This is a genomic window from Sphingosinicella sp. LHD-64 (genome assembly GCF_031157375.1).
GTDB lineage: Bacteria > Pseudomonadota > Alphaproteobacteria > Sphingomonadales > Sphingomonadaceae > Allosphingosinicella.
This window is the reverse complement of the sequence record NZ_JAVIFV010000001.1, coordinates 763,998-786,101: the sequence shown is the minus strand read 5'-3', so window position 1 is coordinate 786,101 and position 22,104 is coordinate 763,998. Positions and strand designations below refer to the sequence as shown.

Genomic DNA, 22,104 nt, shown 5'->3' with positions numbered 1-22,104 from the left:
GCATGTCTGAACGCCCCGAGGATTACTCCTTGGTGCCCTCCGTCTGGAGAGTGTCTCCGGCATCCTGGAGATACTCGCCGGCGTCCGCATCGGTGCCATGACCGCTCGACGTCACCGCGGCGAGCGGCTCCGAATGGGTCGCGGCCTCAAGGCCCTGGGCGAGCTCCGCCGCATGCTCCTCGGCGGCCGAGGCGGGCGCGATGAGCGAGGCCTGGAGCGACCGCTGCTGGGCGCGCAGCGCCGCATCGCGCGACGAAGCCGCGATCCGCATCCGCTTCATGCCCGCGCCGGTGCCGGCCGGGATGAGCCGGCCGACGATGACGTTCTCCTTGAGGCCCTCCAGGCTGTCGACCTTGCCCTGCACCGAAGCCTCGGTGAGCACGCGGGTCGTCTCCTGGAACGAGGCGGCCGAGATGAAGCTGCGGGTCTGCAGGCTCGCCTTGGTGATGCCGAGCAGCACCGGCTTGCCTTCCGCGGGCTTCTTCTTGCCCGGCTGCTCCTTCAACCTGGCGTTGACCTCGTTCATCTCCTGCCGGTCGACCTGCTCGCCGACCAGGAAGGTTGTGTCGCCGCTCTCGGTGATCTCGACCTTCTGCAGCATCTGGCGGACGATCACCTCGATGTGCTTGTCGTTGATCTTCACGCCCTGCAGGCGATAGACCTCCTGGATCTCCGACACGAGATATTCCGCCAGCGCCTTGACGCCGAGCACCTCGAGGATGTCGTGCGGATCGGGGCTGCCGCCGATCAGATTGTCGCCGCGCTTGACGAAGTCGCCTTCCTGCACGTCGATGACCTTGGACTTCGGCACCAGATACTCGACCGGATCGCCGCCCTCCTCGGGGATGATCGCGATCTTGCGCTTGGCCTTGTAGTCCTTGCCGAACGCGATCCGGCCGGAGACCTTGGCGATGATCGCATTCTCCTTGGGCTTGCGCGCCTCGAACAGCTCGGCGACGCGCGGCAGACCACCGGTGATGTCGCGGGTCTTGGCGGCCTCGCGGGTGACGCGGGCGAGCACCTCGCCGGCTTCCACCACCTGGCCCTCCTCGACCGAGAGCATCGCGCCCGGAGCCAGCATGTAGCGCGCCGCCTCGCCCGATTTCTCGTCCAAGAGGGTGATGCGCGGACGCAGGTCCTCCTTGGAGCGGCCGGTCGCCCGGTACTCGGTGACGACGCGCTGGGCGATGCCGGTCGCCTCGTCGGTCTGCTCGGTGAGCGTCTTGTTGTCGATGAGGTCCTGGAAGGCGACCTTGCCGCCCTTTTCGGTGATCACCGGCATCATGAACGGATCCCATTCGGCAATCCGGTCGCCCTTGGACGCGATGTGGCCGTGATCGACCATCAGGTGCGCGCCGTAGGGGATGCGGTGCGAAGCGCGCTCGCGGCCGTCCATGTCGACGATCGCCAGCTCGCCGTTGCGGGCCATGGCGATGCGCCGGCCGCGGGGATCGACGATCGTCGGCAGGTCCCTGAGCTCGATTGTGCCGTCCACCGACGCTTCCAGGCTCGACGTCTCGTTGAGCTGGGCGGCGCCGCCGATGTGGAAGGTGCGCATGGTAAGCTGGGTGCCCGGCTCGCCGATCGACTGGGCGGCGATCACGCCGACCGCCTCGCCGATATTGACCGGCGTGCCGCGGGCGAGATCGCGCCCGTAGCAGCGGGCGCAGACGCCCATCTCGCTCTCGCAGACCAGGGGCGAGCGGATGTTCACCGACTGGATGCCGAGCTCGTCGATCTTCAGCGCCGCGGCCTCGTCGATCAGCTCGCCTTCCTTGACCAGCGTGTCGCCGGTCTTGGCATCGACGATGTCCTCGGCCGGGGTGCGGCCCAGGATGCGCTCGCCGAGCGAGGCGATGACCGCGCCGCCCTGGACGATCGCGCGCATGTCGAGGCTGTTCTCGGTGCCGCAATCGTCCTCGACGATGACGCAGTCCTGGCTGACATCGACGAGGCGGCGGGTCAGATAACCCGAGTTCGCCGTCTTGAGCGCCGTATCCGCGAGACCCTTGCGGGCGCCGTGGGTCGAATTGAAATATTCGAGGACGGTGAGGCCTTCCTTGAAGTTCGAGATGATCGGCGTCTCGATGATCTCGCCCGACGGCTTGGCCATTAGGCCGCGCATGCCGGCGAGCTGCTTCATCTGGGCCTGCGAACCGCGGGCACCCGAATGCGCCATCATGTAGATCGAGTTGATCGGGGCCATGCGGCCGTCGGCATCCTTGGGCTGCGCCTTGATCTTGTCCATCATGGCGTTTGCGACCTGGTCGCCGCAGCGGCTCCAGGCATCGATCACCTTGTTGTATTTCTCCTGCTGGGTGATCAGGCCGTCCTGATACTGCTGCTCGTAGTCCTTCACGAGCGTCCGGGTCTCGTCGACCAGCTTCTCCTTCTCGATCGGAATGATCATGTCGTCCTTGCCGAACGAGATGCCGGCGCGGAACGCGTGACGGAAGCCCAATGCCATGATCGCGTCGGCGAACAGCACCGTCTCCTTCTGCCCGGTGTGGCGATAGACGATGTCGATGACGTCGCCGATCTCCTTCTTGGTCAGCAGGCGGTTGACCGTCTCGAACGGCACCTTGTGGCTCTTCGGCAGCGTCTCGCCGAGCAGCATGCGGCCCGGCGTCGTCTCGACCCGCTTCATGTAGGTCTTGCCGGCCTCGTCGGTCTGTGGCACGCGGCTGATGATCTTGGTGTGCAGCGTCACCGACTGGGCGTAGAGCGCCTGGTGGACCTCCTCCATGTCGGTCAGGATCGAGCCTTCGCCCGGCTCGCCCTCACGCTCCATCGACAGATAGTAGAGCCCGAGCACCATGTCCTGCGACGGCACGATGATCGGCTTGCCGTTGGCGGGCGACAGGATGTTGTTGGTCGACATCATCAGCACGCGCGCTTCCAGCTGGGCTTCCAGCGAAAGGGGAACGTGGACGGCCATCTGGTCGCCGTCGAAGTCGGCGTTGAACGCCGAGCAGACCAAAGGGTGGAGCTGGATCGCCTTGCCCTCGATCAGCACCGGCTCGAACGCCTGGATGCCGAGGCGGTGGAGCGTCGGCGCGCGGTTCAGCAGCACCGGATGCTCGCGGATCACCTCGTCGAGGATGTCCCAGACTTCCTTGCGCTCCTTCTCGACCCACTTCTTCGCCTGCTTGAGGGTCATCGAGAGGCCCTTGGCGTCGAGACGCGAGTAGATGAACGGCTTGAACAGCTCCAAGGCCATCTTCTTCGGCAGGCCGCACTGGTGCAGCTTGAGCTCCGGACCGGTCACGATGACCGAGCGGCCCGAATAATCGACCCGCTTGCCGAGCAGGTTCTGGCGGAAGCGGCCCTGCTTGCCCTTCAGCATGTCGCTGAGCGACTTGAGCGGGCGCTTGTTGGCACCGGTGATCGTGCGGCCGCGGCGGCCGTTGTCGAACAGCGCGTCGACCGCCTCCTGCAGCATGCGCTTCTCGTTGCGCACGATGATGTCCGGCGCGCGCAGCTCCATCAGGCGCTTGAGGCGGTTGTTGCGGTTGATGACGCGGCGATAGAGATCGTTGAGGTCCGACGTCGCGAAGCGGCCACCGTCCAGCGGCACCAGCGGGCGCAGCTCGGGCGGGATGACCGGGACGACGTCGAGGATCATCCACTCCGGACGGTTGCCGGATTCGAGGAAGCTCTCGACGACCTTCAACCGCTTGATGATCTTCTTGGGCTTCAGCTCGGACTTGGTGGTCTCGAGCTCCTCGAGCAGCGCCTTGCGCTCGCCCTCGAGGTCGAGGTCGATCAGCATCTGCTTGACCGCCTCGGCGCCGATGCCGGCGGTGAAGGCGTCCTCGCCATATTCGTCCTGCGCCTCGAGCAGCTCGTCCTCGGTCAGGAGCTGGTACTTCTCCAGCGGGGTCAGGCCCGGCTCGGTGACGATGTAGGACTCGAAGTAGAGCACCCGCTCGAGCTGCTTCAGCTGCATGTCGAGCAGCAGGCCGATGCGCGAGGGCAGCGACTTCAGGAACCAGATGTGCGCGACCGGCGCGGCGAGCTCGATATGGCCCATGCGCTCGCGGCGGACCTTCGAGACGGTGACCTCGACGCCGCACTTCTCGCAGACGATGCCCTTGTACTTCATGCGCTTGTACTTGCCGCACAGGCACTCATAGTCCTTGATGGGGCCGAAGATGCGCGCGCAGAACAGGCCGTCGCGCTCGGGCTTGAACGTGCGGTAGTTGATCGTCTCGGGCTTCTTGATCTCGCCGAACGACCAGGAACGGATGCGCTCCGGCGAGGCGATGCCGATCTTGATCTGGTCGAACGTCTCCGGCTTGGCCACCGGGTTCGCGAAGTTGGTCAGTTCGTTCATTTTCTATCTCTTCCTTTCGCCCTCTCCCCTTGCGGGAGAGGGAGGGGCCCACCGCGTCAGCGGTGGGAGGGAGAGGGGAGGTGAGCCGCAGCCCCTCTCCCCAACCCCTCTCCCGCAAGGGGAGAGGGGCTAAGGTTCCTATTCCGCCGCCAGCTGGGTCGGCTCTTCGTCCTCGTCGGAGACGATGCTGTCGAGCTCGACATTGAGGCCGAGCGACCGCATTTCCTTGACCAGCACGTTGAAGCTTTCCGGAATGCCGGCCTCGAACGTGTCGTCGCCCTTGACGATCGCCTCGTAGACCTTGGTCCGGCCGATCACGTCGTCCGACTTCACCGTCAGCATCTCCTGCAGCGTGTAGGCGGCGCCGTAGGCCTGGAGCGCCCAGACCTCCATCTCGCCGAAGCGCTGGCCGCCGAACTGCGCCTTGCCGCCCAGCGGCTGCTGGGTGACGAGGCTGTAGGGGCCGATCGAGCGGGCGTGGATCTTGTCGTCAACGAGATGGTGGAGCTTCAGCATGTAGATGTAGCCCACGGTCACCTTGCGGTCGAACTTGTCGCCGGTGCGGCCGTCATAGAGATCGACCTGGCCGGACGCGTCGAGACCCGCCTTCTCCAGCATCGCCGAGACGTCGGACTCCTTGGCGCCGTCGAACACCGGGGTGCCCATCGGAATGCCCGAGGTCAGGTTGGAGGCAAGCTCCAGCACCTGCTCGTCGTCGCGCGCGTCGATCTCCGCCTCGTAGCTCTTGCCGTAGATGTCCTTGAGCTTGGCGCGCAGCGCCTTGCCGTCGGACGTGTCGAGATCCTTGCCCTTGGCATGGATGCCGTCGAGCAGCTCCGCGACCTGCTTGCCGAGGCCGCGCGCGGCCCAGCCCAGATGGGTCTCGAAGATCTGCCCGACGTTCATGCGCGACGGCACGCCGAGCGGGTTCAGCACGATGTCGGCCGGGGTCCCGTCCTCCAGGAACGGCATGTCCTCCTGCGGCAGGATGCGGCTGATGACGCCCTTGTTGCCGTGGCGGCCGGCCATCTTGTCGCCCGGCTGCAGCTTGCGCTTCACCGCGACGAACACCTTGACCATCTTGAGCACGCCGGGCGGCAGCTCGTCGCCGCGCTCCAGCTTCTCGATCCGGTCCTCCAGGCGGCGCTTGATGACGCCTTCGGCCTCGTCATATTGCGCCCGCACGGCCTCGAGGTTCGCCTGGACCTTGTCGTCCTTCACGGCGAACTTCCACCATTCGTGCGGCTCGACGCTGTCGAGCGCCTCGGCGTCGATCCCGGCGCCCTTCTTGACGCCCTTCGGCGCGCCGGTGGCGACCTGGCCGAGCAGCATCTCGCGCAGGCGGGCATAGGTCGAGCGCTTCAGGATGTTGCGCTCGTCCTCGGCGTCCTTGCGGAGGCGGTCCTTCTCCTCCGACTGTATGGCGCGGGTGCGGTCATCGATGTCGATGCCATGCCGGTTGAACACGCGCACCTCGACGATCGTGCCAGACACGCCCGGCGGCAGGCGCAGCGACGTGTCGCGCACGTCCGACGCCTTCTCGCCGAAGATGGCGCGCAGCAGCTTCTCTTCCGGCGTCATCGGGCTCTCGCCCTTCGGCGTGATCTTGCCGACCAGGATATCGCCCGGCTCCACCTCGGCGCCGATATAGACGATGCCGGCCTCGTCGAGGTTGCGGAGCGCCTCCTCGCCGACGTTCGGGATGTCGCGGGTGATGTCCTCGGGTCCGAGCTTGGTGTCGCGGGCCATGACCTCGAACTCCTCGATATGGATCGAGGTGAAGACGTCGTCCTTCACGATCCGTTCGGAGATGAGGATGGAGTCCTCGAAATTGTAGCCGTTCCAGGGCATGAAGGCGACGAGCACGTTGCGGCCCAGCGCCAGCTCGCCGAGATCGGTCGACGGGCCGTCGGCGATCACGTCGCCTTCCTGGACGAAGTCGCCCTTCTTCACGAGCGGACGCTGGTTGATGCAGGTATTCTGGTTCGAGCGCTGGAACTTCATCAGCGTGTAGATGTCGACGCCCGACTTGCCGGCCTCGACGTCGCCGGTCGCCCGGACGACGATGCGCGCCGCATCGACCTGGTCGACGATGCCCGAACGGCGCGCGGCGATGGCGGCGCCCGAATCCCGGGCGACGGTCTCTTCCATGCCGGTGCCGACAAAGGGCGCCTCGGCCTTGACCAGCGGCACCGCCTGGCGCTGCATGTTCGAGCCCATGAGGGCGCGGTTGGCGTCGTCATTCTCCAGGAAGGGAATGAGCGAGGCCGCGACCGACACGAGCTGCTTCGGGCTCACGTCCATCAAGGTGATGATGTCGCGCGGCGCCATCAGGAACTCGCCGGCCTGGCGCGCCGAGATCAGCTCCTCGACGAGGCTGCCATTCTTGTCGAGCTCGGCATTGGCCTGCGCGATCGTATGCTTGGCCTCCTCCATCGCCGAGAGATAGACGACCTCGTCGGTCACTTTGCTGTCGGCGACCTTGCGGTACGGCGTCTCGATGAAGCCGTACTTGTTGACGCGGCTGAACGAGGCGAGGCTGTTGATCAGGCCGATGTTCGGGCCTTCCGGCGTCTCGATCGGGCAGATGCGGCCGTAATGGGTCGGGTGGACGTCGCGGACCTCGAAGCCCGCGCGCTCGCGGGTGAGGCCGCCCGGCCCGAGCGCCGAGACGCGGCGCTTGTGGGTGACTTCGGACAGCGGGTTGGTCTGGTCCATGAACTGCGACAGCTGCGACGAGCCGAAGAACTCGCGCACCGCGGCGACCGCGGGCTTCGCGTTGATCAGGTCGTTCGGCATCACGGTCGACACGTCGACCGAACTCATCCGCTCCTTCACGGCGCGCTCCATGCGGAGCAGGCCGACGCGATACTGGTTCTCGAGCAGCTCGCCGACCGAACGCACGCGGCGGTTGCCGAGATTGTCGATGTCGTCGATCTCGCCCTTGCCGTCCTTGAGGTCGACGAGGGTCTTCACCACCGCGACGATGTCCTCCTTGCGGAGCGTCGTGACCGTGTCCTCGGCGTCGAGGTCGAGGCGCATGTTGAGCTTGACGCGGCCGACCGCGGAGAGGTCGTAGCGCTCCGGATCGAAGAACAGGCCGGCGAACAGCGCCTCGGCGGTCTCGCGGGTCGGCGGCTCGCCCGGGCGCATCACGCGATAGATGTCGGAGAGGGCCTGGTCGCGGTCCTCGGCCTTGTCGGCCTTCAGCGTGTTGCGGATCCAGGCGCCGGTGTTGACATGATCGATGTCGAGCAGTTCGAGCCGGTCGACGCCGGCCTTGTCGAGCTTCTCGAGATTCTCCGGGGTGAGCTCGTCGCCCGCCTCGATGTAGATTTCGCCGGTCTTCTCGTTGATGAGGTCATAGGCGGAATAGCGGCCGAAAATCTCCTCGGTCGGAATCAGGAGCTGCGCGAGCCCGTCCTTCTGCGCCTTGTTGGCAGCACGCGGAGAGATTTTCTGGCCGGCCGGGAAGACGACCTCGCCCGACTTGCCGTCGACGATGTCGAAGGCGGGCTTGTTGCCGCGCCATTGCTCGGCGACGAACGGGACCTGCCAGCCGCCCTTGCCGCGGACCCAGATCACGCGGTTGTAGAAGGTGTTGAGGATCTCCTCGCTCGACATCTCCAGCGCATGGAGCAGCGCGGTGACCGGCAGCTTGCGCTTGCGGTCGATGCGGACGTTGACGATGTCCTTGGCGTCGAACTCGAAGTCGAGCCAGGAGCCGCGATAGGGGATGACGCGCGCGGCGAAGAGGTACTTGCCCGAGGCGTGGGTCTTGCCGCGATCATGGTCGAAGAGCACGCCCGGCGAACGGTGCATCTGGCTGACGATCACGCGCTCGGTGCCGTTGACGATGAACGTGCCATTCTTCGTCATCAGCGGCATGTCGCCCATGTAGACGTCCTGCTCCTTGATATCGAGCACGGAGCGGGTGTCGGTGTCGGTGTCGACCTCGAAGACGATGAGGCGCAGCGTCACGCGCATCGGCGCCGCATAGGTCATGCCCCGCTGGCGGCACTCGTCGGTGTCGTACTTGGGGTCTTCCAGCTCGTAATGGACGAAGTCCAGCTCGGCGGTGCCGGCGAAGTCGCGGATCGGGAACACGCTGCGCAGCGTCTTCTCGAGGCCGGAGACGTAACCGTCCTGCGGACGGGAGCGGAGGAACTGCTCGTAGCTCTCGCGCTGAACCTCGATGAGGTTCGGCATCTCGCTGACTTCGTGGATGTTCCCGAAGATCTTGCGGATGCGCTTGGACGCGGTGGGCCGGGTCTCAGAAGCCGGAGCTGCCTTGGTCGCCATGTGTGTTGTTCGCCTCTTAGCCGTCGTTCCGGCGTCAGGCCGGAATCTCATTTTTCTTCTGTTCCCTGGCCTCAAAGGCCGGGCCCAGCTTCGAATCGCGAAGCGCTCAAACGCAAAAAGCCGCAGGTCTCCTTGATCTGGAAACCGCAGCTTCAGCGTCCTAGAAACCCAATCCGATCAATGCGTTGAATGCGCTGCGCGACGGCGCGTCCTGTTCCGAAGGGATGGGGTGAGGAGCGGATATAGGGACACGGGCACGCACTGTAAAGTGGGCTAGTCGATCGAAAACAGGGTGGGCAGGAGCGCGAAGCCGGTCAGCACCAAGGCGAGCGCCGGCCAGCGCCAGACATTCATGCCCCGCCAGGCGCGGGCGAGAACAGCGCCGCTTTGACCCTTAAGCTGCTTGCTGCGGTTCAGGCGCATCGCATAGAGCGTCGCACCGGAGACCGAGAGGCCGGTCAGGAGCAGGCCGAACAGGAACCAGGGGACCTTGGTCCAGTAGCCGCCGAAGGTGCCGAAATGGAGCGGGTCGGCGGCTTCGGAGATGCGCTGGTGGACCGAAAGGTCGAGCGCGTCGGTCACCAGCAGGGCCTGGCCATCCGCTGCCGAGGTCCAGACGGCATTGGCGCGCGGCCGGACGAGGAGGGCGCTCTTCTGGCCCTCGAAGATGAAGGCGCCGACGCGGTCGGTCGGGAACTGGACCCGCTCGATCGCCAGCGCGGGCTCCGCCGCCTGTGCCGCGGCGAGGCCCGCCGCGACCCGCTCGGCAAGCGATGGCGCCGGCAAGGCGACCATCGGTGCCGTCGCACGGGGCGCCAGCGGCGCCTCGCCGCCCAGGGATTCGACCAGGTACCAGAGGCTCGTCACGATGATCATGGCCAGGAACCACAGGCTCCAGACGCCGGCGAGGCGATGGAAATCGCCCCAGCCGGTGCGAGCGTCGCGGGTGCGGATCGGCCGCTTAAAGCCGCGCCACCATTTCTTGTAGACGATCAGCGAGGTGGCGAAGCTGACGAGCAGCAGCAGCGCCAGCGCGGAGACGATCGGCACGCCGAGCCAGACCGGCATGTTGAGGTGCCGGTGCATGTTGCGCAGCACCCGCTCGGCGCCAACCCAATGGCCCTCGCCCTGGACCACGCCGGTGGTCGGATGCGCGTACAGAAAGAAGAGGCCACCCTCCGGCCGCCGCATCGTCACGCTGGCCGCGAACAGGCCGGCGACCGGCGCGTCGATCGACTGGATCCGGCAGGCGGGGCAGTAGGCCGCGGAGTTGCGGGTGATGGCGGACCAGTTGACCGGCCCCTGGACGCTGCCGGCCTCGACCCGCAGCGCCGGGCGCATCAGCCAGTCCATCTCCGCGCTGAACACGGCGAGCGTACCGGTCAGCAGCACGAAGCTCATTAGGATCGAGAGCTTCAATCCCACCCACTGGTGGATCAGCCACCAGGTGCGCGCCTGCTTGGCCGGCGGCTGCTTCGCCACTCGCGCGCCGCCCGCGGGCGGATCGAGGGCGATCGCCTTCACCAGCGATGGGTCACTTCAAGGAAGACGGTGCGCGGTTCGCCCGGGAAATGGCCGCTGCGGGTGATGAAGCCGGAGGCGGCGTAGGTCTTGTCGAACAGGTTGTCGACGCGCACCAGCGCCCGCCACGGCCCGCGCTCCCAGATCAGCGAGGCGTCGAACACCATGTAGGGCCGGACGCGCTGGCCATCGAGGCTGAGCTGCTCGGACACATGGTCGCCACCGAACGCAATGGCGATGCCGGGCTCGCGGAACTGGTAACGGGTCCAGAAGCCGAGCTTGTGCCGCGGCGCGTTGGCGAAGCGGTCGCCGACGCTGTTGGTCGGCGGTGTCGTGCCCAGCGTCTCGGTGATCCGGGTGTCGTTATAGGCGTAGGCGAGCGTCGTCACCCAATCCGGGGTGATGTCGGCGGCGAGATCGAGCTCGAAACCCTTGCTGGTCACCTCGCCGAACGCGACGAAGTCATTCACCCCGTCGCCGCCGGGGTCGCCGCGCGGATCGGCCTGGAGGATGTTGCGCCGGCGAATCTGGTAGACGGCAAGCGTCGACTGGAGCCGGCCGCCCCACAGGCCGGTGCGCACCCCGCCCTCGAAGATGTCGCCGCTGGTCGGCGCGAACGGGCCGCCGGCGAGCGGGTTCTGCGATGCGATCGCCTGCGGCTCGAAGCTCTGTGCATATTGGCCGAACAGCGAGATTTCCGGCGTCACGCGGTAGACGAGCCCGGCACGAAGGGTCTCGTCGCTCCCCGAAAAGCTGGTCGTGCCGGAGCGATCCCGGAAGCGGTCGTGGCGCATGCCGATGACGCCGATCACCGGCCCGACGGTGATCTCGTCGAGCACGTAGAAGCCTTCGCGCCTTTGTCCGGTCAGCGTCCGCGTCATCGCGGGCAGGTTATAGGTCGCCGGATCGGACTGGCCATATTGCGGATCGAACAGGCTCAACGGGTCGGGCAGGCCGGGCGTCACCCGGTTGCGACCCCTCAGCTGGCGGCTGTCGAACACGAAATCGGCAGTGTAGCGGTCATAGCCGACGAGGACGCGGTTGCGGACATTGGCGCCGAGCTCGGCGGTCCAGACCAGATTGGTGCCGAACGACCAGGTCTCCTGATTGCGCGCCTGGTCGCGGAACTCGCGGATCGTCGCGTCGAGGACGCCGTCGCCGTCGGAATCGAACAGGCCCTGCGGCTCGTGATAATTCTGCGTCTCCAGCGCGTCGTTGTAGCGCAAGGTGGCGTCGAAGGTGACGCCCTGGACCGGCTGGGCCTCGAGCCGCGCCTGCAGCACGTCGGAGCGCAGGTTCAGGAAGTCGCCCGGCTCGTTGTGGTTCCAGCGGATCGTGGTCAGGAAATTGCCGTCATTGTCGGCCGGAATGCCGCGCAGGCGATTGGCGGCGAGGTCCTGATCATAATGGTTCGCCTGCAGCGTCAGCTGGGCCGGCCCGAAATCGTAGCGCAGGCCGCCGTCAGCGATGAAGGTCTGGCTGCCGGCATTGACGCGGAAGCTGTCCTGATCCTCGAAGAAGACGCCGGCGCGGGCGGCGAAGCCGGCGCCCAGCGGGGCATTGATCTCGGCCGATCCCCCGTAGCGGTCGCGGTTGCCGAGCGAACCGGAGACGCGGGCGAAGAAGCGGTCGGTGGGTTTTCGGGTGATGTAGTTGAAGAGGCCGCCGGGGGCGCCGGGCCCGTAGAGCATCCCGGCCGGGCCCTTCAGGAACTCGACCCGCTCGATGTTGAACAGCTGCGGTACCGAGAAGCCGGCATAGGGATCGCCGCGCAGGCCGTCGTAGAAGATCTCTTCCTGCCGGAAGCCCCGCGCGGTGACGCCGGCATAGCTGAAGAAGGAGACGCCGGGGATGTTGCGGTAGAGGTCCTGCGCATCACGTGCGCCCTGGTCGGCGATCAGCTGCTCGGTGATCACGTTGATGACGAGCGGCGAGGCGAGCGGATCGGCCGGCAGCTTGCCGCTCGAAATCTCGTTGGCGCGATAAAGCCGGCTCGCCCGCCCGGTCACGATGATCTCGTCCGCCTCGTCCGGCGCCGGGGTTTCGGCCGGCTGGGCCGCGAGCGGGGCGCCGGAGCACAGGGCGATCAGCGCCGCCTTGCGCGCATTTATGCGAACGATTCTCATTAATCGAGCTAATGCGAGGCGCTCTCAGCCTGTCAAGAGGCGTGTCGATTGCTTTCGTGCTCAGGGCGGCGTCTGTGCCCCTTCGGGGCGGCGGCCGACCACCCGTGCGAACACGTCCGCCATCGGCACGCTCCAGACATTGTACTGGCCGTTGTTCCATTGGTCCGCCGCGGCCATCGCGGTTTCCGCGTCGGCACGGACGCGGGGGAAGGACTGCGCGATCGTGCGTTCGCTCGAGAAATAGAGCGTGGTACCGTCGGCGCTGAGCCGCGGCTCGGCGTCGGACTGGGGGGTGTTGATGCTCTTGCCGAGATGGACCGGCACGCCCCAGCCGTCGCCCTGCCGCTCGACGATGAACAGGTCGATGCCGCGCTGGGCGTAGCGGCCCGATCCGAAGATCAGGAAGCGCTGATCGGGGTCGACCGCCGGATCGACGTCGGTCACTTCGCCGGTGCTGAACGGCAGCGGCTGCGGCGAGTCATAGCCGTCGCCGCGCGCTTCGGCCCGGTACAGGCGGAACCGGCGCGTGTCCGGGTCGGAGCGCATGAAATAGAGGGTGCCATCGCGCGCGAGCGACGGCGCGAAGACCGAGGTGCCGGCATTGATGATGTCGGGCAGGCGGCGCGCCGCGCTCCAGCCGTCACCTTCGCGGTCGACGCGCCAGATGTTGCCGCCCTGGCCGGGCTGGACCTGGTTGTTGAAGAAGCCGTCGATCTGCGGCTGCCCCGGCATGGTCGGCCGGCTGGAGATGAAGAGCAGGTAGGAGCCGTCGGGCGCCATCACCGGCTCGAGGTCGTTCCATTCGCCGGAGAAGGGCGCCACGACCGGGGTCGTCCAGCCGTCCGCGGTCCGGTGCGAGATCATGATCGCCGCGCCGGAGGGATTGCTGCGCGAGAAGAAGACGGTGGCGCCGTCCGGCGTGAAGGTCGGCGCCGCATCGTGCGCACCGCCGGAAATCGTCCCGGGCGCGAAGATCGCGGGCAGGATTCCTTCACCGGCCGCCTGTGCGTCATGGCAGGAGATCCCCGGGGCCGGGGCGGCTTCGACAGTTCCGGTGGCCGCGAGGCCGAGCAGCATCAATTGGGCAGTCACGTTCATATATCGCTCTCCATATGCCCACGCAGCCATCTGCCCGGCTCGCCGGCGCAACGTCAATCTCGTCGCGGCGTCGGGCGATGGTTCGACGACACGATGCGCGTCGAACCGCATCGTCGAGCAGCTCTAGGCAGACGGAGCGGGCTGCGATTCCTCATCGGCATCGCCGGTGCGGGGCAGGACGAGCGCGAAGCTGGCGCCGCCGCCCCTGGCGCGATTGGCCGCGGTCATCCGGCCGCCATGCGCCTCGATGATCGTCCGGCTGACCGACAGCCCGACACCCATCCCCCCGGGCTTCGACGAGACGAAGGGATTGAAGATCGTTGCCAGCAGGTCCGGGGCGATGCCGTGTCCGGTGTCGTCGACGCGGATGTGCACCTCGTCGTCCGCCGCTTCGGTGGTGATGACGATGTCGCGCCGCTCGCACCCCTCCATCGCCTCGATCGCGTTGCGGACGAGATTGACGAAGACTTGCTGGATCTGGACCGGATCGGCCTCGATCGCGAGCCCTTCGACAAGGTCGTAGTGCAGCCGGACCCGGTTGTCCGCGCCGACCATGGCGAGCGCGGCTGCCTCCTGGATCAGGGCGTTCGGATTCACCTGGCGCCGTCCCGACAGGTTCTCGCTCGTCATTTTGCGCAGCGAGCGGATGATGTCGCCCGCGCCGAACGCGCACTTCTCGATCGCGTCGAGACCGCGCTCCAGCAGGGCGCCGTTCCTGACCGGATCGGCGAGGGCGCGCCGCGTGCCGGCAACATAATTGCCGATCGCGGTCAGCGGCTGGTTGAGTTCGTGGGCCAGCGTCGTGGCCATTGCGCTCATCGCGCTGCGCCGCGACAGGTGGATGAGCTCGGCCTGCAGCGCGCGCAGTTGTTCCTGCCCGGCCCTCTCCTGGGTGATGTCCTGCTTGGTGCCGAAGATGCGGACCGATCGACCCTGCGCATCCTGCTCGATGTCGGCCGTCAGGCGCAGCCACCGCATAGTCCCGCGCGCCGTGCGGATCAGGATGTCCAGGGCGAAGCCGGTGCCGTCGCGGATCGCCTCGGCGCGTGCCCGCTCCATCTCCGCGCGCGACGTCTCCTCGTACATCTCGACGATCTTCGCACGCGGAATGGCCGATCCCCGCGGCAGTTCGAACAGATCGTAGACTCCGTCGGTCCAGATCAGCGCTTCGGTCGCAAGGTCGCATTCCCAGACGCCGATCCGTGCCAGCGCCGAGGAGCGGTCGTACATCTTCTTGTAGTGGGCGATCGTCACCGCCTGCTCGCGCGCGAGCAGCGCATAGCGCTCCAGATCCGCCGCTATGTCCGCGCCCACCGGGCCGGGATCCCGCTCGCCGTCCATTCCGTGTCCAATTGCCCCGGCTCTCCATGGCCGAGATCGCGGCTCACCTCAATTGGTGATGACCGCAGGTTGGCGGACGACTTCTACCACCGGGTTTGACAAATCGTTGACGCTCCGAACCGATCCGTCTCGCAGCGGTCAGCCGATGAGCTTCGCGCTCATCTGAATCCGATGACGATCACGACGATGCTGGCGACGAACAGGCCGAGAGCGATCCACAACAGACGCAGCGTGCCGGTGAAGATGCCGATGACGGCGGCGAGCGCCACGAGCAGCAACGAGACGGGCGGCCACAACGCCAGCAGGCGGAACCACAGACCGGAGTCGGTGAAATGGGCGCCGGGGGTATCGAAGGAAAAACCGATGATCAGGATCGCGAAGAAGAAGCCGAAATAGGCAAGCACCACTGCCCCAAGCCCGACCAACGCAAGCGCGATCGCCCGTCCGGCGCCCGGGCCTGGCGGGCCCGATGGAGGTGGCGGTGCCGGACTCTCGGACATGGATCGATCCCGGAAAACGCACTGGATCGGCGGGTTATAGGTCGTGCCGACGGGCCGGGCAAACTGGCCTCAGCCTCCCGGCAGAAAGCTGTCGATCGCCGCGAAGACCTCCAGCCGGCGCGCGTCGGCCTCGCGCAATAACTCGTGGCTGCGGCCCGGGAAGAGGCGAAGCGCGCTCTGCGGAAGCCGTGCGGCGATCCGTTTCAGCGCGGCGACGTCGATCACCGGATCGAGCTCGGAGGCGAGGATCAGTAACGGAACATGGTTCGGCAATTGCGGCAGCACGCGCTGCATCCGCGCGATCGAGTGCGCGGCGGCGCAAAGCCAGCCCCAGCTCGGGGCGCCCGACGCGGTCTCGGGCTGCACCGCCTTCCACCAGAGCTTGTCCTCGAGCCGATCCGGGCAGGATGTCATCCGGCCGCCATAATTGCCGATGTCCTTGCCCCAGATCCGCCGCCGCCCCAATCCCGCGGCCACCGCCGTGCCCGAGAGCGCCCGTACTGCCGCATTGGGCAGTCCCCTCGCGGCGATCGCGACCATCGGCGCCATCAGCGCGGCCGCATCGACCTGCGCGTGCCGCTCGGCGAGCAGGCGGAGCGTCAGGTGTGCGCCCATCGAATGAGCGACGATGACGTGCGGTGCGGGCGTTCGCCCCTTCCAGTCCGCGACGAAGGCGTCGAGATCGTCCAGCGGCGGATCGAAGCTGTCGAGGTGGCAGACCGCACGATCGACGAGCAGCCGTCCCGATCCGCCTTGCCCCCGCCAGTCGAAACCGGCGAGATGCCAGCCGCCTTCATGCCAGTGCCGCAGCGCCTCGAGATATTTCTCGACGAAGTCGCCGCGGCCGGCGAGGAACAGCAGGCTGCCGCGCGTTCGGTCTTGGGCCGGCCATGCGAAGCTGCGCAGCGGCCAGCCGTCCGGCGCGATCCAGGGCGCGAAGGTCATGTCGGTCGGAATCGACCGCCGCGGATGACCCGCGTGCAGCTCCTTCTCCGCAACCGGCTCGCCGATATCGAGCATGCGTCGCACCCTTCGTTGATGCCGGAAATAGGACGGATTCGCGAAGCTTTTCCTACAATTGGCACCGTTTCTGCCGTTTCGGCGCTGAAAGAGCCTTTTGCGCTCCGCCGCCCGATCGGCACGGACGGGCGCAGATCGCGCGGCGAACCGAGCCCGTCCGTCCGCGAAATTCGTTGCCCCCCTGTTATGACACACAATCACACCAAGCTTCGTATCGCCGCCGGCGCGCTGTTCGCGTCGGTCGTGCTTCCTGCAACCCCCGGCCTGGCGCAGGATGCGCCGACGGTGACGCCGCCTCCCGTGGTGACTCCACCGCCGGTCGCGACCATGCAGCCACCTGTCGCGACGACTCCGCCCGCAACCGCCACGCCCCCCGCGCCGCAGCCGCAGCAGCGTGCGCCGGTGCAGCTGGCGCCGCGTCCGCCCGTCGCTGAACAGCCGGCGACCCCGCCACCCGCCGAAGAGGCGCGGCCGGCGCGCCAGCGTACGACCCAGCGCGCCGAACGCCCGGCGCCGCGTCCGCGCGCCGAGGCGCCCGCACCCCGCGCCGCGGCGCCTGCACCCGAGCCGGTGACCGAGCCGGCGCCTGCACCGGCCGTGCCGCCCGAGGCGATCGCCCCGGCCCCGCTCCCGCCGGCCGCGACGCCCGAGCCCGTTTCGGTCGAGCCGGCGACGCCGGCCCAAACCACGGCGACCGCGCCGATCTGGCCGTGGATCGCGGCCGGTGCGGCGCTTATCCTGGCGCTGATCGCCTTCTTCGCCTTCCGCCGCCGGCGCTCGGAGGACGAATATTATGAGGAGACCGTCTACGAGGCGCCGGCCTACGAGACTCCGGCCTATGGGGCGCCGGTGATGGCCGCGCCGGTCGCCGCCGCGGCCCAGCCCGCGCGCATCGAGGAGACCGAAATCATCACGGCGAACGACAGCGATGTCGAGGCGCTCAACGCGAGCCCGGCGCCGGTCGCCGACCGTCCGTGGCTCGAATTCCTGATGCGCCCGGTCCGCGCCGGCACCGACGGCGACGAAGCGCGCGTCGAGTTCGAGCTTACCGTCGGCAATACCGGCTCCGTCCCCGCCCGCGACGTCCGGATCTCGACCTGGATGGTCGCCGCCGATCAGGCGACCGAGATGGAACGGTCGCTGATCGAGCCGCCGGCCGACGCCCAGCGCTCGGAGGTCGACATCCCGGCGGGCGATGGCGCCAAGGTCGAGGCGGCTATCTCGGTGCCGACCGAGGGCCTGCGCGGCAAGGTGCTGCCGGTGGTGGTCGCCGATGCCCGCTACCGCCTGCCGGATGGCAGCGAGGGTCGCACCTCGGCTTCCTTCGCGGTCGGTTTGCCCAATGGCGAGGGGCTGGAGCCGTTCGCGATCGACCTGCCGTCGGGCCTGCACGACGACGTCGAGGCCCGCCTGCACGGCGAGCCGCAGCGCATCTGACGTTCACGATCTGGAGAGGGATGGGGCGGCTTCGGCCGCCCCATTTTCTTCAGGCTGCCCGGTAGCGCGACAGCCAGTGGGCGTAGGGCGCCGGGAGGGTCCAGGCCGGCGCCTCGCGGCCCAGCGCGCGCGCCGCGGCATAGGGCCAGTGCGGGTTCTCGAGCAGGGGCCGGCCGAGCATCACCAGATCGACCTTGTCTTCCGCGACCAGCGCGTTCGCCTCGGCCGGATCGCTGATGTACCAGCTCGTCGAGCCCGGGAGGCCGGTCTCCTTGCGCACCCGCTCGGCGACCGGGGCGAGGAAGTTCGGACCCCAGGGAATGCGCGAGTCCAGCGTCGAGAACCCGACGCTGACGTCGATGAAATCGAGTCCCTCGGCCTTGAGCCGCCGGACGAGATCAATCGACTCCACCAGTGTCTCCTCGTCGCGTCCGTCATATTCGATCACGCCGAAGCGCGCGGCGAGCGGCCGGTCCTCCGGCCACACCTTACGCACCGCAGCCAGCGTCTCGACCAGGAAGCGGCCCCGATTCTCCGCGCTGCCGCCATAGTCGTCCTCGCGCCGGTTCGCATGGACCGAGAAGAAGCTCTGCGCGAGATAGCCATGGGCGAAGTGCAGGGTCAGCCACTCGAGTCCGATATCGCGGGCGCGCTCCGCCGCGGCGACGAAATCCGCTTGGACCCGCGCGATGTCGTCACTGCTCATCGCCCGCGGCACTTTGGGGAGGTGCCTGCCCATCGCCACGGCCGACGGTGCGATCGTCTGCCAGCCGCGCGGATCGTCCTCCGGGATATGGTCGTCGCCTTCCCAGGGCTTGTTGGCGCTCGCCTTGCGCCCGGCATGGGCGAGCTGGATGCCCGCCACCGTGCCTGCGGCCTGCACCTCGGCGACGATCGGCGCCAGCGTTTCGGCCTGCGTGTCGTTCCAGAGGCCGAGATCACCCGGCGTGATCCGGCCTTCGGGCGATACACCGGTTGCTTCGATCACCACCAGCCCCGCGCCGCCGCGCGCCAGCGTCGGCAGATGGGTGCGATGCCAGCCGTTCGCGAGGCCGTCTTGGGCCGAATACTGGCACATCGGCGAGGCGGCGATGCGGTTGCGCAAGGTCGCGCCTTTCAGCGTGAAGGGGTCGAACAGGGAAGCCATGTCAGAGTGTCTCCAGGGAGTGCAGACTGATTCGATAGTTCGAATATACTCGAACAATAGCATTGATTGCAACCCTGTGCTAAGAGGCTGAGCATGCGTGCTTATCCCCATCCGAATATCGACGACGTTGCGGTCGAGCATGTCCTCCATGCGCTCAGCGATCCGATCCGGCTCGACATCGTCCACCATCTCGTCCGCGAGGGCGAGGCAAGCTGCGCCACCCTGGATGGCGGCCGCCCGAAATCGAGCATGTCACATCATTTCCGGGTCCTGCGCAGCTCGGGCTTGGTCCACACCCGCATCGCCGGCGTCCAGCACATGAACACGCTCCGCCGCGAAGAGCTCGACCGCCGCTTCCCCGGCCTGCTCGACGCGGTGCTGAACGCGAAGAGCCAAGGCTGAGACCGTCCGGGCGAGGCACGACGCGGGTGGCATTTTTGTCGCGCAAAACGGCTATCATGTCGAAAGCCGGATGAAGCTCTTCACCGAGGCGCCATGCGTCGCGTGTTCGACGACGGCGCGCGCCGGAGGTCGGGCTCTCTGGAGAAGCATGGAATGGATGGAAGGCTCCATGTCCGCCTGCTCGGCGACCTCGCGCTGCATGACGGCACGCGTGCGATTACGCTTCCGGCATCGCGCAAGACGCGGGCGCTGTTCGTCTATCTGCTGCTGAGCGCGCGTCCGGCCCGCCGAGAGCGCCTGTGCGAGCTGTTCTTTCCGATCCCCGCCGATCCCCGCGGCGCGCTGCGCTGGTCGCTCTCCCGCATTCGCGCGATGCTCGGTCCGTGGGGAGAGGCGCTTGTCGCGGCGCGGGACCGGGTCGAGCTCGACCGGGACCGCTTCCTTCTGGATCTCGACCGGCTGACCACTGTCGATCCGGAGCCGGCCCTCGAACCGCCGCTTGCCGGACTGGACCTGCCCGGCCTCGACGAATGGAATCTCTGGCTGGCGGCCGAGCGCGCGGAGATCGACCGCCTGCGTGCGCCCCATCTCGCGCGCGCGGCCCGCGACCCCGGCCTGACGCAGGAGCGTCGTCGCCTGCTGTTGCACGAAGCTGAAGTGCTCGGCTTTGCCGAGCCCCCTGAGCCGCCCTTGACGCAGGCGCCCGTCGAACAGGCCGTGCGCTACTGCCAGGCGCCCGATGGCGCCGCCATCGCTTATGCCTGCACCGGTGAGGGGCCGCCGCTGGTCAAGGCGGCCAACTGGCTCAACCATCTCGAGCTCGACTGGACCGGTCCGGTCTGGGGCCGTCTGTTCCAGGGGCTTTCGAACACACACAGCCTCGTTCGCTACGACGAGCGCGGCAACGGCCTGTCGGACTGGGACGTGCCCGATCTGGGTTTCGAGGCCTTCGTGCGCGATCTGGAGACGGTGGCCGACACGCTCGGCCTCGAACGCTTCCCGCTGCTCGGCATCAGTCAGGGCTGCGCCGTCTCGATCGAATATGCTGCGCGCCATCCCGAGCGGGTAACGAAGCTCATCCTGCTCGGCGGCTATGCCGCCGGTTGGCGCCATGTCGCACCTCCGGAGGAGGTCGCGCAACGTGAAGCGGTCATCACGTTGGTGCGCACCGGGTGGGGGCAGGACAATCCCGCCTATCGCCAGATTTTCAGCCAGACCTTCATGCCGTCTGCGACGCATGACGAGCTCGACTGGTTCAACGCCTTCCAGCGCCGCACCGCTTCGCCCGGGAACGCGGTGCGCTTCCTCGAGGCCTTCGCGGAGATCGACGTGCGCGATCGTCTGGCCGAAGTTCGCGCCCCAACTCTTGTCCTCCACGCCCGCGACGATCAGCGCGTCCCGCTCCATCAGGGCATCCAGCTCGCTGCGGAAATCCCGGATGCCCGGCTGACCGTGCTGGAAACCGACAGCCACATCCCCCTGAGCCGCGAGCCCGCGACCGACCGGATCATCGCTGCGATCCACGCCTTCCTGGCCGAGGCGGGATAGCTGGCGGCATCATTTTCCACGCGATTCAAACGGACGTTCAAACGCTCCGTCACGCGCTCCCGTCCTAACCGGCAGGTTTGAGGAGCACCCACACATGGACTTGATCGAAGCAGGGCCCGCCGGGCATCGCCCGGTGCGCCAGCGCATCACCCACATCGACTCGCTGCGCGGTCTCGCGCTGATGGGCGTGATCGTCATGAACATCGGCTCGATGGTGATGATGTTCAACGCGCGCCAAGTCTTCGCCGCGGCGGGCGGACTCGACATCGGCATCGCCGCCGCGGATCTGTTGTTCATGCTCGGCAAGGCGCGGTCCTGCTTCGCCTTCCTGTTCGGCGCGGGCTTCGCCATTCTGCTGATGCGGGCCGAGGCGAGAGGCGCGGATTTCCGCAGCTTTTACATGCGGCGCCTTGGCGTGCTGCTCCTCTTCGGCCTGGTCAACCAGATCTTCCTGTTCTGGGGCGACATCCTGGCGACCTATGCTCTGCTCGGCTTCCTGCTGATGCTCTGCGCGCGCTGGAGCGATGCGGCGCTGCTGAAGGTCGGGCTGGTGCTGGCCGTCGCGCCGCCGCTCATCCAGGGCCTGGTCGAGGTGGTGCTCGGCCACCCCATTCCCGACCTGATGGAGCTCACTGCCGCCGACCGTGCAGCGCACGGCCTCGCCGCCTACACGAGTGCGTCCTATCTCGACGCGGTGCGCGAGAACATCTGGCTCGGCGCCACCCGCCGCGCGACCGCCACAGCGCACGCGCTGGTCTACGATCTCAGCATCTTCGGCCTGTTCCTGCTCGGCAGCTGGTCGGTGCGCACCGGGGTGCTGACCGATCCTGCCAGTCACCGGCGCCTGCTCCGCCGCATCGCCTGGTGGTGCGTTCCGCTGGGCCTGACGCTGAGCGTCATACACATGGGGCCGTTCCTCAACATCCGCCCCGAAGGGCTTGGCGGCGCGGCGGTCACCGCCGCCTTTGCCGGGGCGCCGATCCTCGCCTTCGGCTATCTCGCCGCGCTCGCCTTGCTCTTCTCGCACGGCGCGACCTGGCTGCAGGCGATCCTCGCGCCGGCCGGGCGGATGGCGCTCACCAACTATCTGGCTTCGGGCGCGATCGGCGGCTGGGTCTTTTACGGCTACGGCCTCGGCCGGATCGACGATTTCGGCATTGCCGGGCTCACCGGCTTCGGCCTCGGCCTGTTCCTCGCCCTCGCACTGGCGAGCCGCCTCTGGCTGTCGGCTTTCCCCTACGGCCCGGTCGAATGGCTCTGGCGCCGGTTGAGCTATGGCGTGGCGAAGGGGGCGGCACATGCGGTGCCGTCGACGGTGGCCTGAAG

General features: G+C 67.5%; 13 protein-coding genes. 4 read left to right on the top strand and 9 right to left on the bottom strand.

The features are described 5' to 3' along the window. Positions 1 to 22: 22 nt before the first annotated feature. The 8 genes from rpoC to RCO27_RS03775 all read right to left on the bottom strand — a co-directional run bounded on the left by rpoC (position 23) and on the right by RCO27_RS03775 (position 16,244). A complete protein-coding gene (rpoC, locus tag RCO27_RS03810) occupies positions 23 to 4,336 on the bottom strand; it encodes a DNA-directed RNA polymerase subunit beta' (protein WP_309001307.1) in 4,314 nt (1,437 codons plus the stop codon). A 138-nt stretch (positions 4,337 to 4,474) separates the two neighbouring features. After that, complete coding sequence (gene rpoB / locus RCO27_RS03805; RefSeq protein WP_309001306.1) at positions 4,475 to 8,638, bottom strand: DNA-directed RNA polymerase subunit beta; 4,164 nt, start codon at positions 8,636 to 8,638, stop codon at positions 4,475 to 4,477. 273 nt (positions 8,639 to 8,911) lie between these two features. After that, positions 8,912 to 10,162 carry a PepSY-associated TM helix domain-containing protein gene (locus tag RCO27_RS03800; protein WP_309001305.1) on the bottom strand — a complete coding sequence of 417 codons (1,251 nt, stop codon included), beginning with the start codon at positions 10,160 to 10,162 and terminating at the stop codon, positions 8,912 to 8,914. Beyond that, positions 10,159 to 12,285, bottom strand: coding sequence for a TonB-dependent siderophore receptor (locus RCO27_RS03795; RefSeq protein ID WP_309001304.1), 2,127 nt, complete (start codon positions 12,283 to 12,285; stop codon positions 10,159 to 10,161). Before RCO27_RS03795 ends, RCO27_RS03800 begins: the two co-directional genes overlap by 4 nt. 60 nt (positions 12,286 to 12,345) lie before the next feature. Then, entirely contained in the window at positions 12,346 to 13,383 is a 1,038-nt protein-coding gene (locus RCO27_RS03790) for a hypothetical protein (RefSeq protein WP_309001303.1), read from the bottom strand. Positions 13,384 to 13,506: 123 nt separating this feature from the next. Further along, positions 13,507 to 14,724 (bottom strand): ATP-binding protein, encoded by a 1,218-nt coding sequence (locus RCO27_RS03785; RefSeq protein ID WP_309001302.1) that lies wholly within the window; start codon positions 14,722 to 14,724, stop codon positions 13,507 to 13,509. A gap of 158 nt (positions 14,725 to 14,882) precedes the next feature. Continuing rightward, positions 14,883 to 15,224 (bottom strand): hypothetical protein, encoded by a 342-nt coding sequence (locus RCO27_RS03780; RefSeq protein ID WP_309001301.1) that lies wholly within the window; start codon positions 15,222 to 15,224, stop codon positions 14,883 to 14,885. Between the two features lie 69 nt (positions 15,225 to 15,293). Further along, complete coding sequence (locus RCO27_RS03775) at positions 15,294 to 16,244, bottom strand: alpha/beta hydrolase (RefSeq protein WP_309001300.1); 951 nt, start codon at positions 16,242 to 16,244, stop codon at positions 15,294 to 15,296. 186 nt (positions 16,245 to 16,430) lie between these two features. Here RCO27_RS03775 and RCO27_RS03770 point away from each other — a divergent pair, with 186 nt between their 5' ends. Continuing rightward, entirely contained in the window at positions 16,431 to 17,681 is a 1,251-nt protein-coding gene (locus tag RCO27_RS03770) for a hypothetical protein (protein WP_309001299.1), read from the top strand. A gap of 49 nt (positions 17,682 to 17,730) precedes the next feature. On the opposite strand, the gene RCO27_RS03765 is transcribed toward RCO27_RS03770, so the two are convergent. Then, on the bottom strand, positions 17,731 to 18,828 hold the full coding sequence (locus RCO27_RS03765; RefSeq protein WP_309001298.1) for an NADH:flavin oxidoreductase/NADH oxidase: 1,098 nt from the start codon (positions 18,826 to 18,828) through the stop codon (positions 17,731 to 17,733). Between the two features lie 93 nt (positions 18,829 to 18,921). On the opposite strand from RCO27_RS03765, the gene RCO27_RS03760 reads away from it, so the two are divergent. From RCO27_RS03760 to RCO27_RS03750, 3 genes are all read left to right on the top strand, one after another. Then, on the top strand, positions 18,922 to 19,230 hold the full coding sequence (locus RCO27_RS03760) for a helix-turn-helix transcriptional regulator (RefSeq protein ID WP_309001297.1): 309 nt from the start codon (positions 18,922 to 18,924) through the stop codon (positions 19,228 to 19,230). Positions 19,231 to 19,383: 153 nt separating this feature from the next. Next, the gene (locus RCO27_RS03755; RefSeq protein ID WP_309001296.1) at positions 19,384 to 20,778 is read left to right on the top strand and encodes an alpha/beta fold hydrolase; all 1,395 of its coding nucleotides are present in this window, start codon (positions 19,384 to 19,386) and stop codon (positions 20,776 to 20,778) included. 94 nt (positions 20,779 to 20,872) lie between these two features. Next, the gene (locus RCO27_RS03750; RefSeq protein ID WP_309001295.1) at positions 20,873 to 22,102 is read left to right on the top strand and encodes a DUF418 domain-containing protein; all 1,230 of its coding nucleotides are present in this window, start codon (positions 20,873 to 20,875) and stop codon (positions 22,100 to 22,102) included. The last annotated feature ends 2 nt before the right edge of the window (positions 22,103 to 22,104 follow it).

Excerpts from the sequence above, each read along its gene's own strand:
- rpoC (WP_309001307.1), bottom strand. The coding sequence starts at position 4,336 with ATGAACGAACTGACCAACTTCGCGAACCCGGTGGCCAAGCCGGAGACG.
- rpoB (WP_309001306.1), bottom strand. The coding sequence starts at position 8,638 with ATGGCGACCAAGGCAGCTCCGGCTTCTGAGACCCGGCCCACCGCGTCC.
- RCO27_RS03795 (WP_309001304.1), bottom strand. The coding sequence starts at position 12,285 with ATGAGAATCGTTCGCATAAATGCGCGCAAGGCGGCGCTGATCGCCCTG.
- RCO27_RS03790 (WP_309001303.1), bottom strand. The coding sequence starts at position 13,383 with ATGAACGTGACTGCCCAATTGATGCTGCTCGGCCTCGCGGCCACCGGA.
- RCO27_RS03785 (WP_309001302.1), bottom strand. The coding sequence starts at position 14,724 with ATGGACGGCGAGCGGGATCCCGGCCCGGTGGGCGCGGACATAGCGGCG.
- RCO27_RS03780 (WP_309001301.1), bottom strand. The coding sequence starts at position 15,224 with ATGTCCGAGAGTCCGGCACCGCCACCTCCATCGGGCCCGCCAGGCCCG.
- RCO27_RS03775 (WP_309001300.1), bottom strand. The coding sequence starts at position 16,244 with ATGCTCGATATCGGCGAGCCGGTTGCGGAGAAGGAGCTGCACGCGGGT.
- RCO27_RS03770 (WP_309001299.1), top strand. The coding sequence starts at position 16,431 with ATGACACACAATCACACCAAGCTTCGTATCGCCGCCGGCGCGCTGTTC.
- RCO27_RS03765 (WP_309001298.1), bottom strand. The coding sequence starts at position 18,828 with ATGGCTTCCCTGTTCGACCCCTTCACGCTGAAAGGCGCGACCTTGCGC.
- RCO27_RS03760 (WP_309001297.1), top strand. The coding sequence starts at position 18,922 with ATGCGTGCTTATCCCCATCCGAATATCGACGACGTTGCGGTCGAGCAT.
- RCO27_RS03755 (WP_309001296.1), top strand. The coding sequence starts at position 19,384 with ATGGATGGAAGGCTCCATGTCCGCCTGCTCGGCGACCTCGCGCTGCAT.
- RCO27_RS03750 (WP_309001295.1), top strand. The coding sequence starts at position 20,873 with ATGGACTTGATCGAAGCAGGGCCCGCCGGGCATCGCCCGGTGCGCCAG.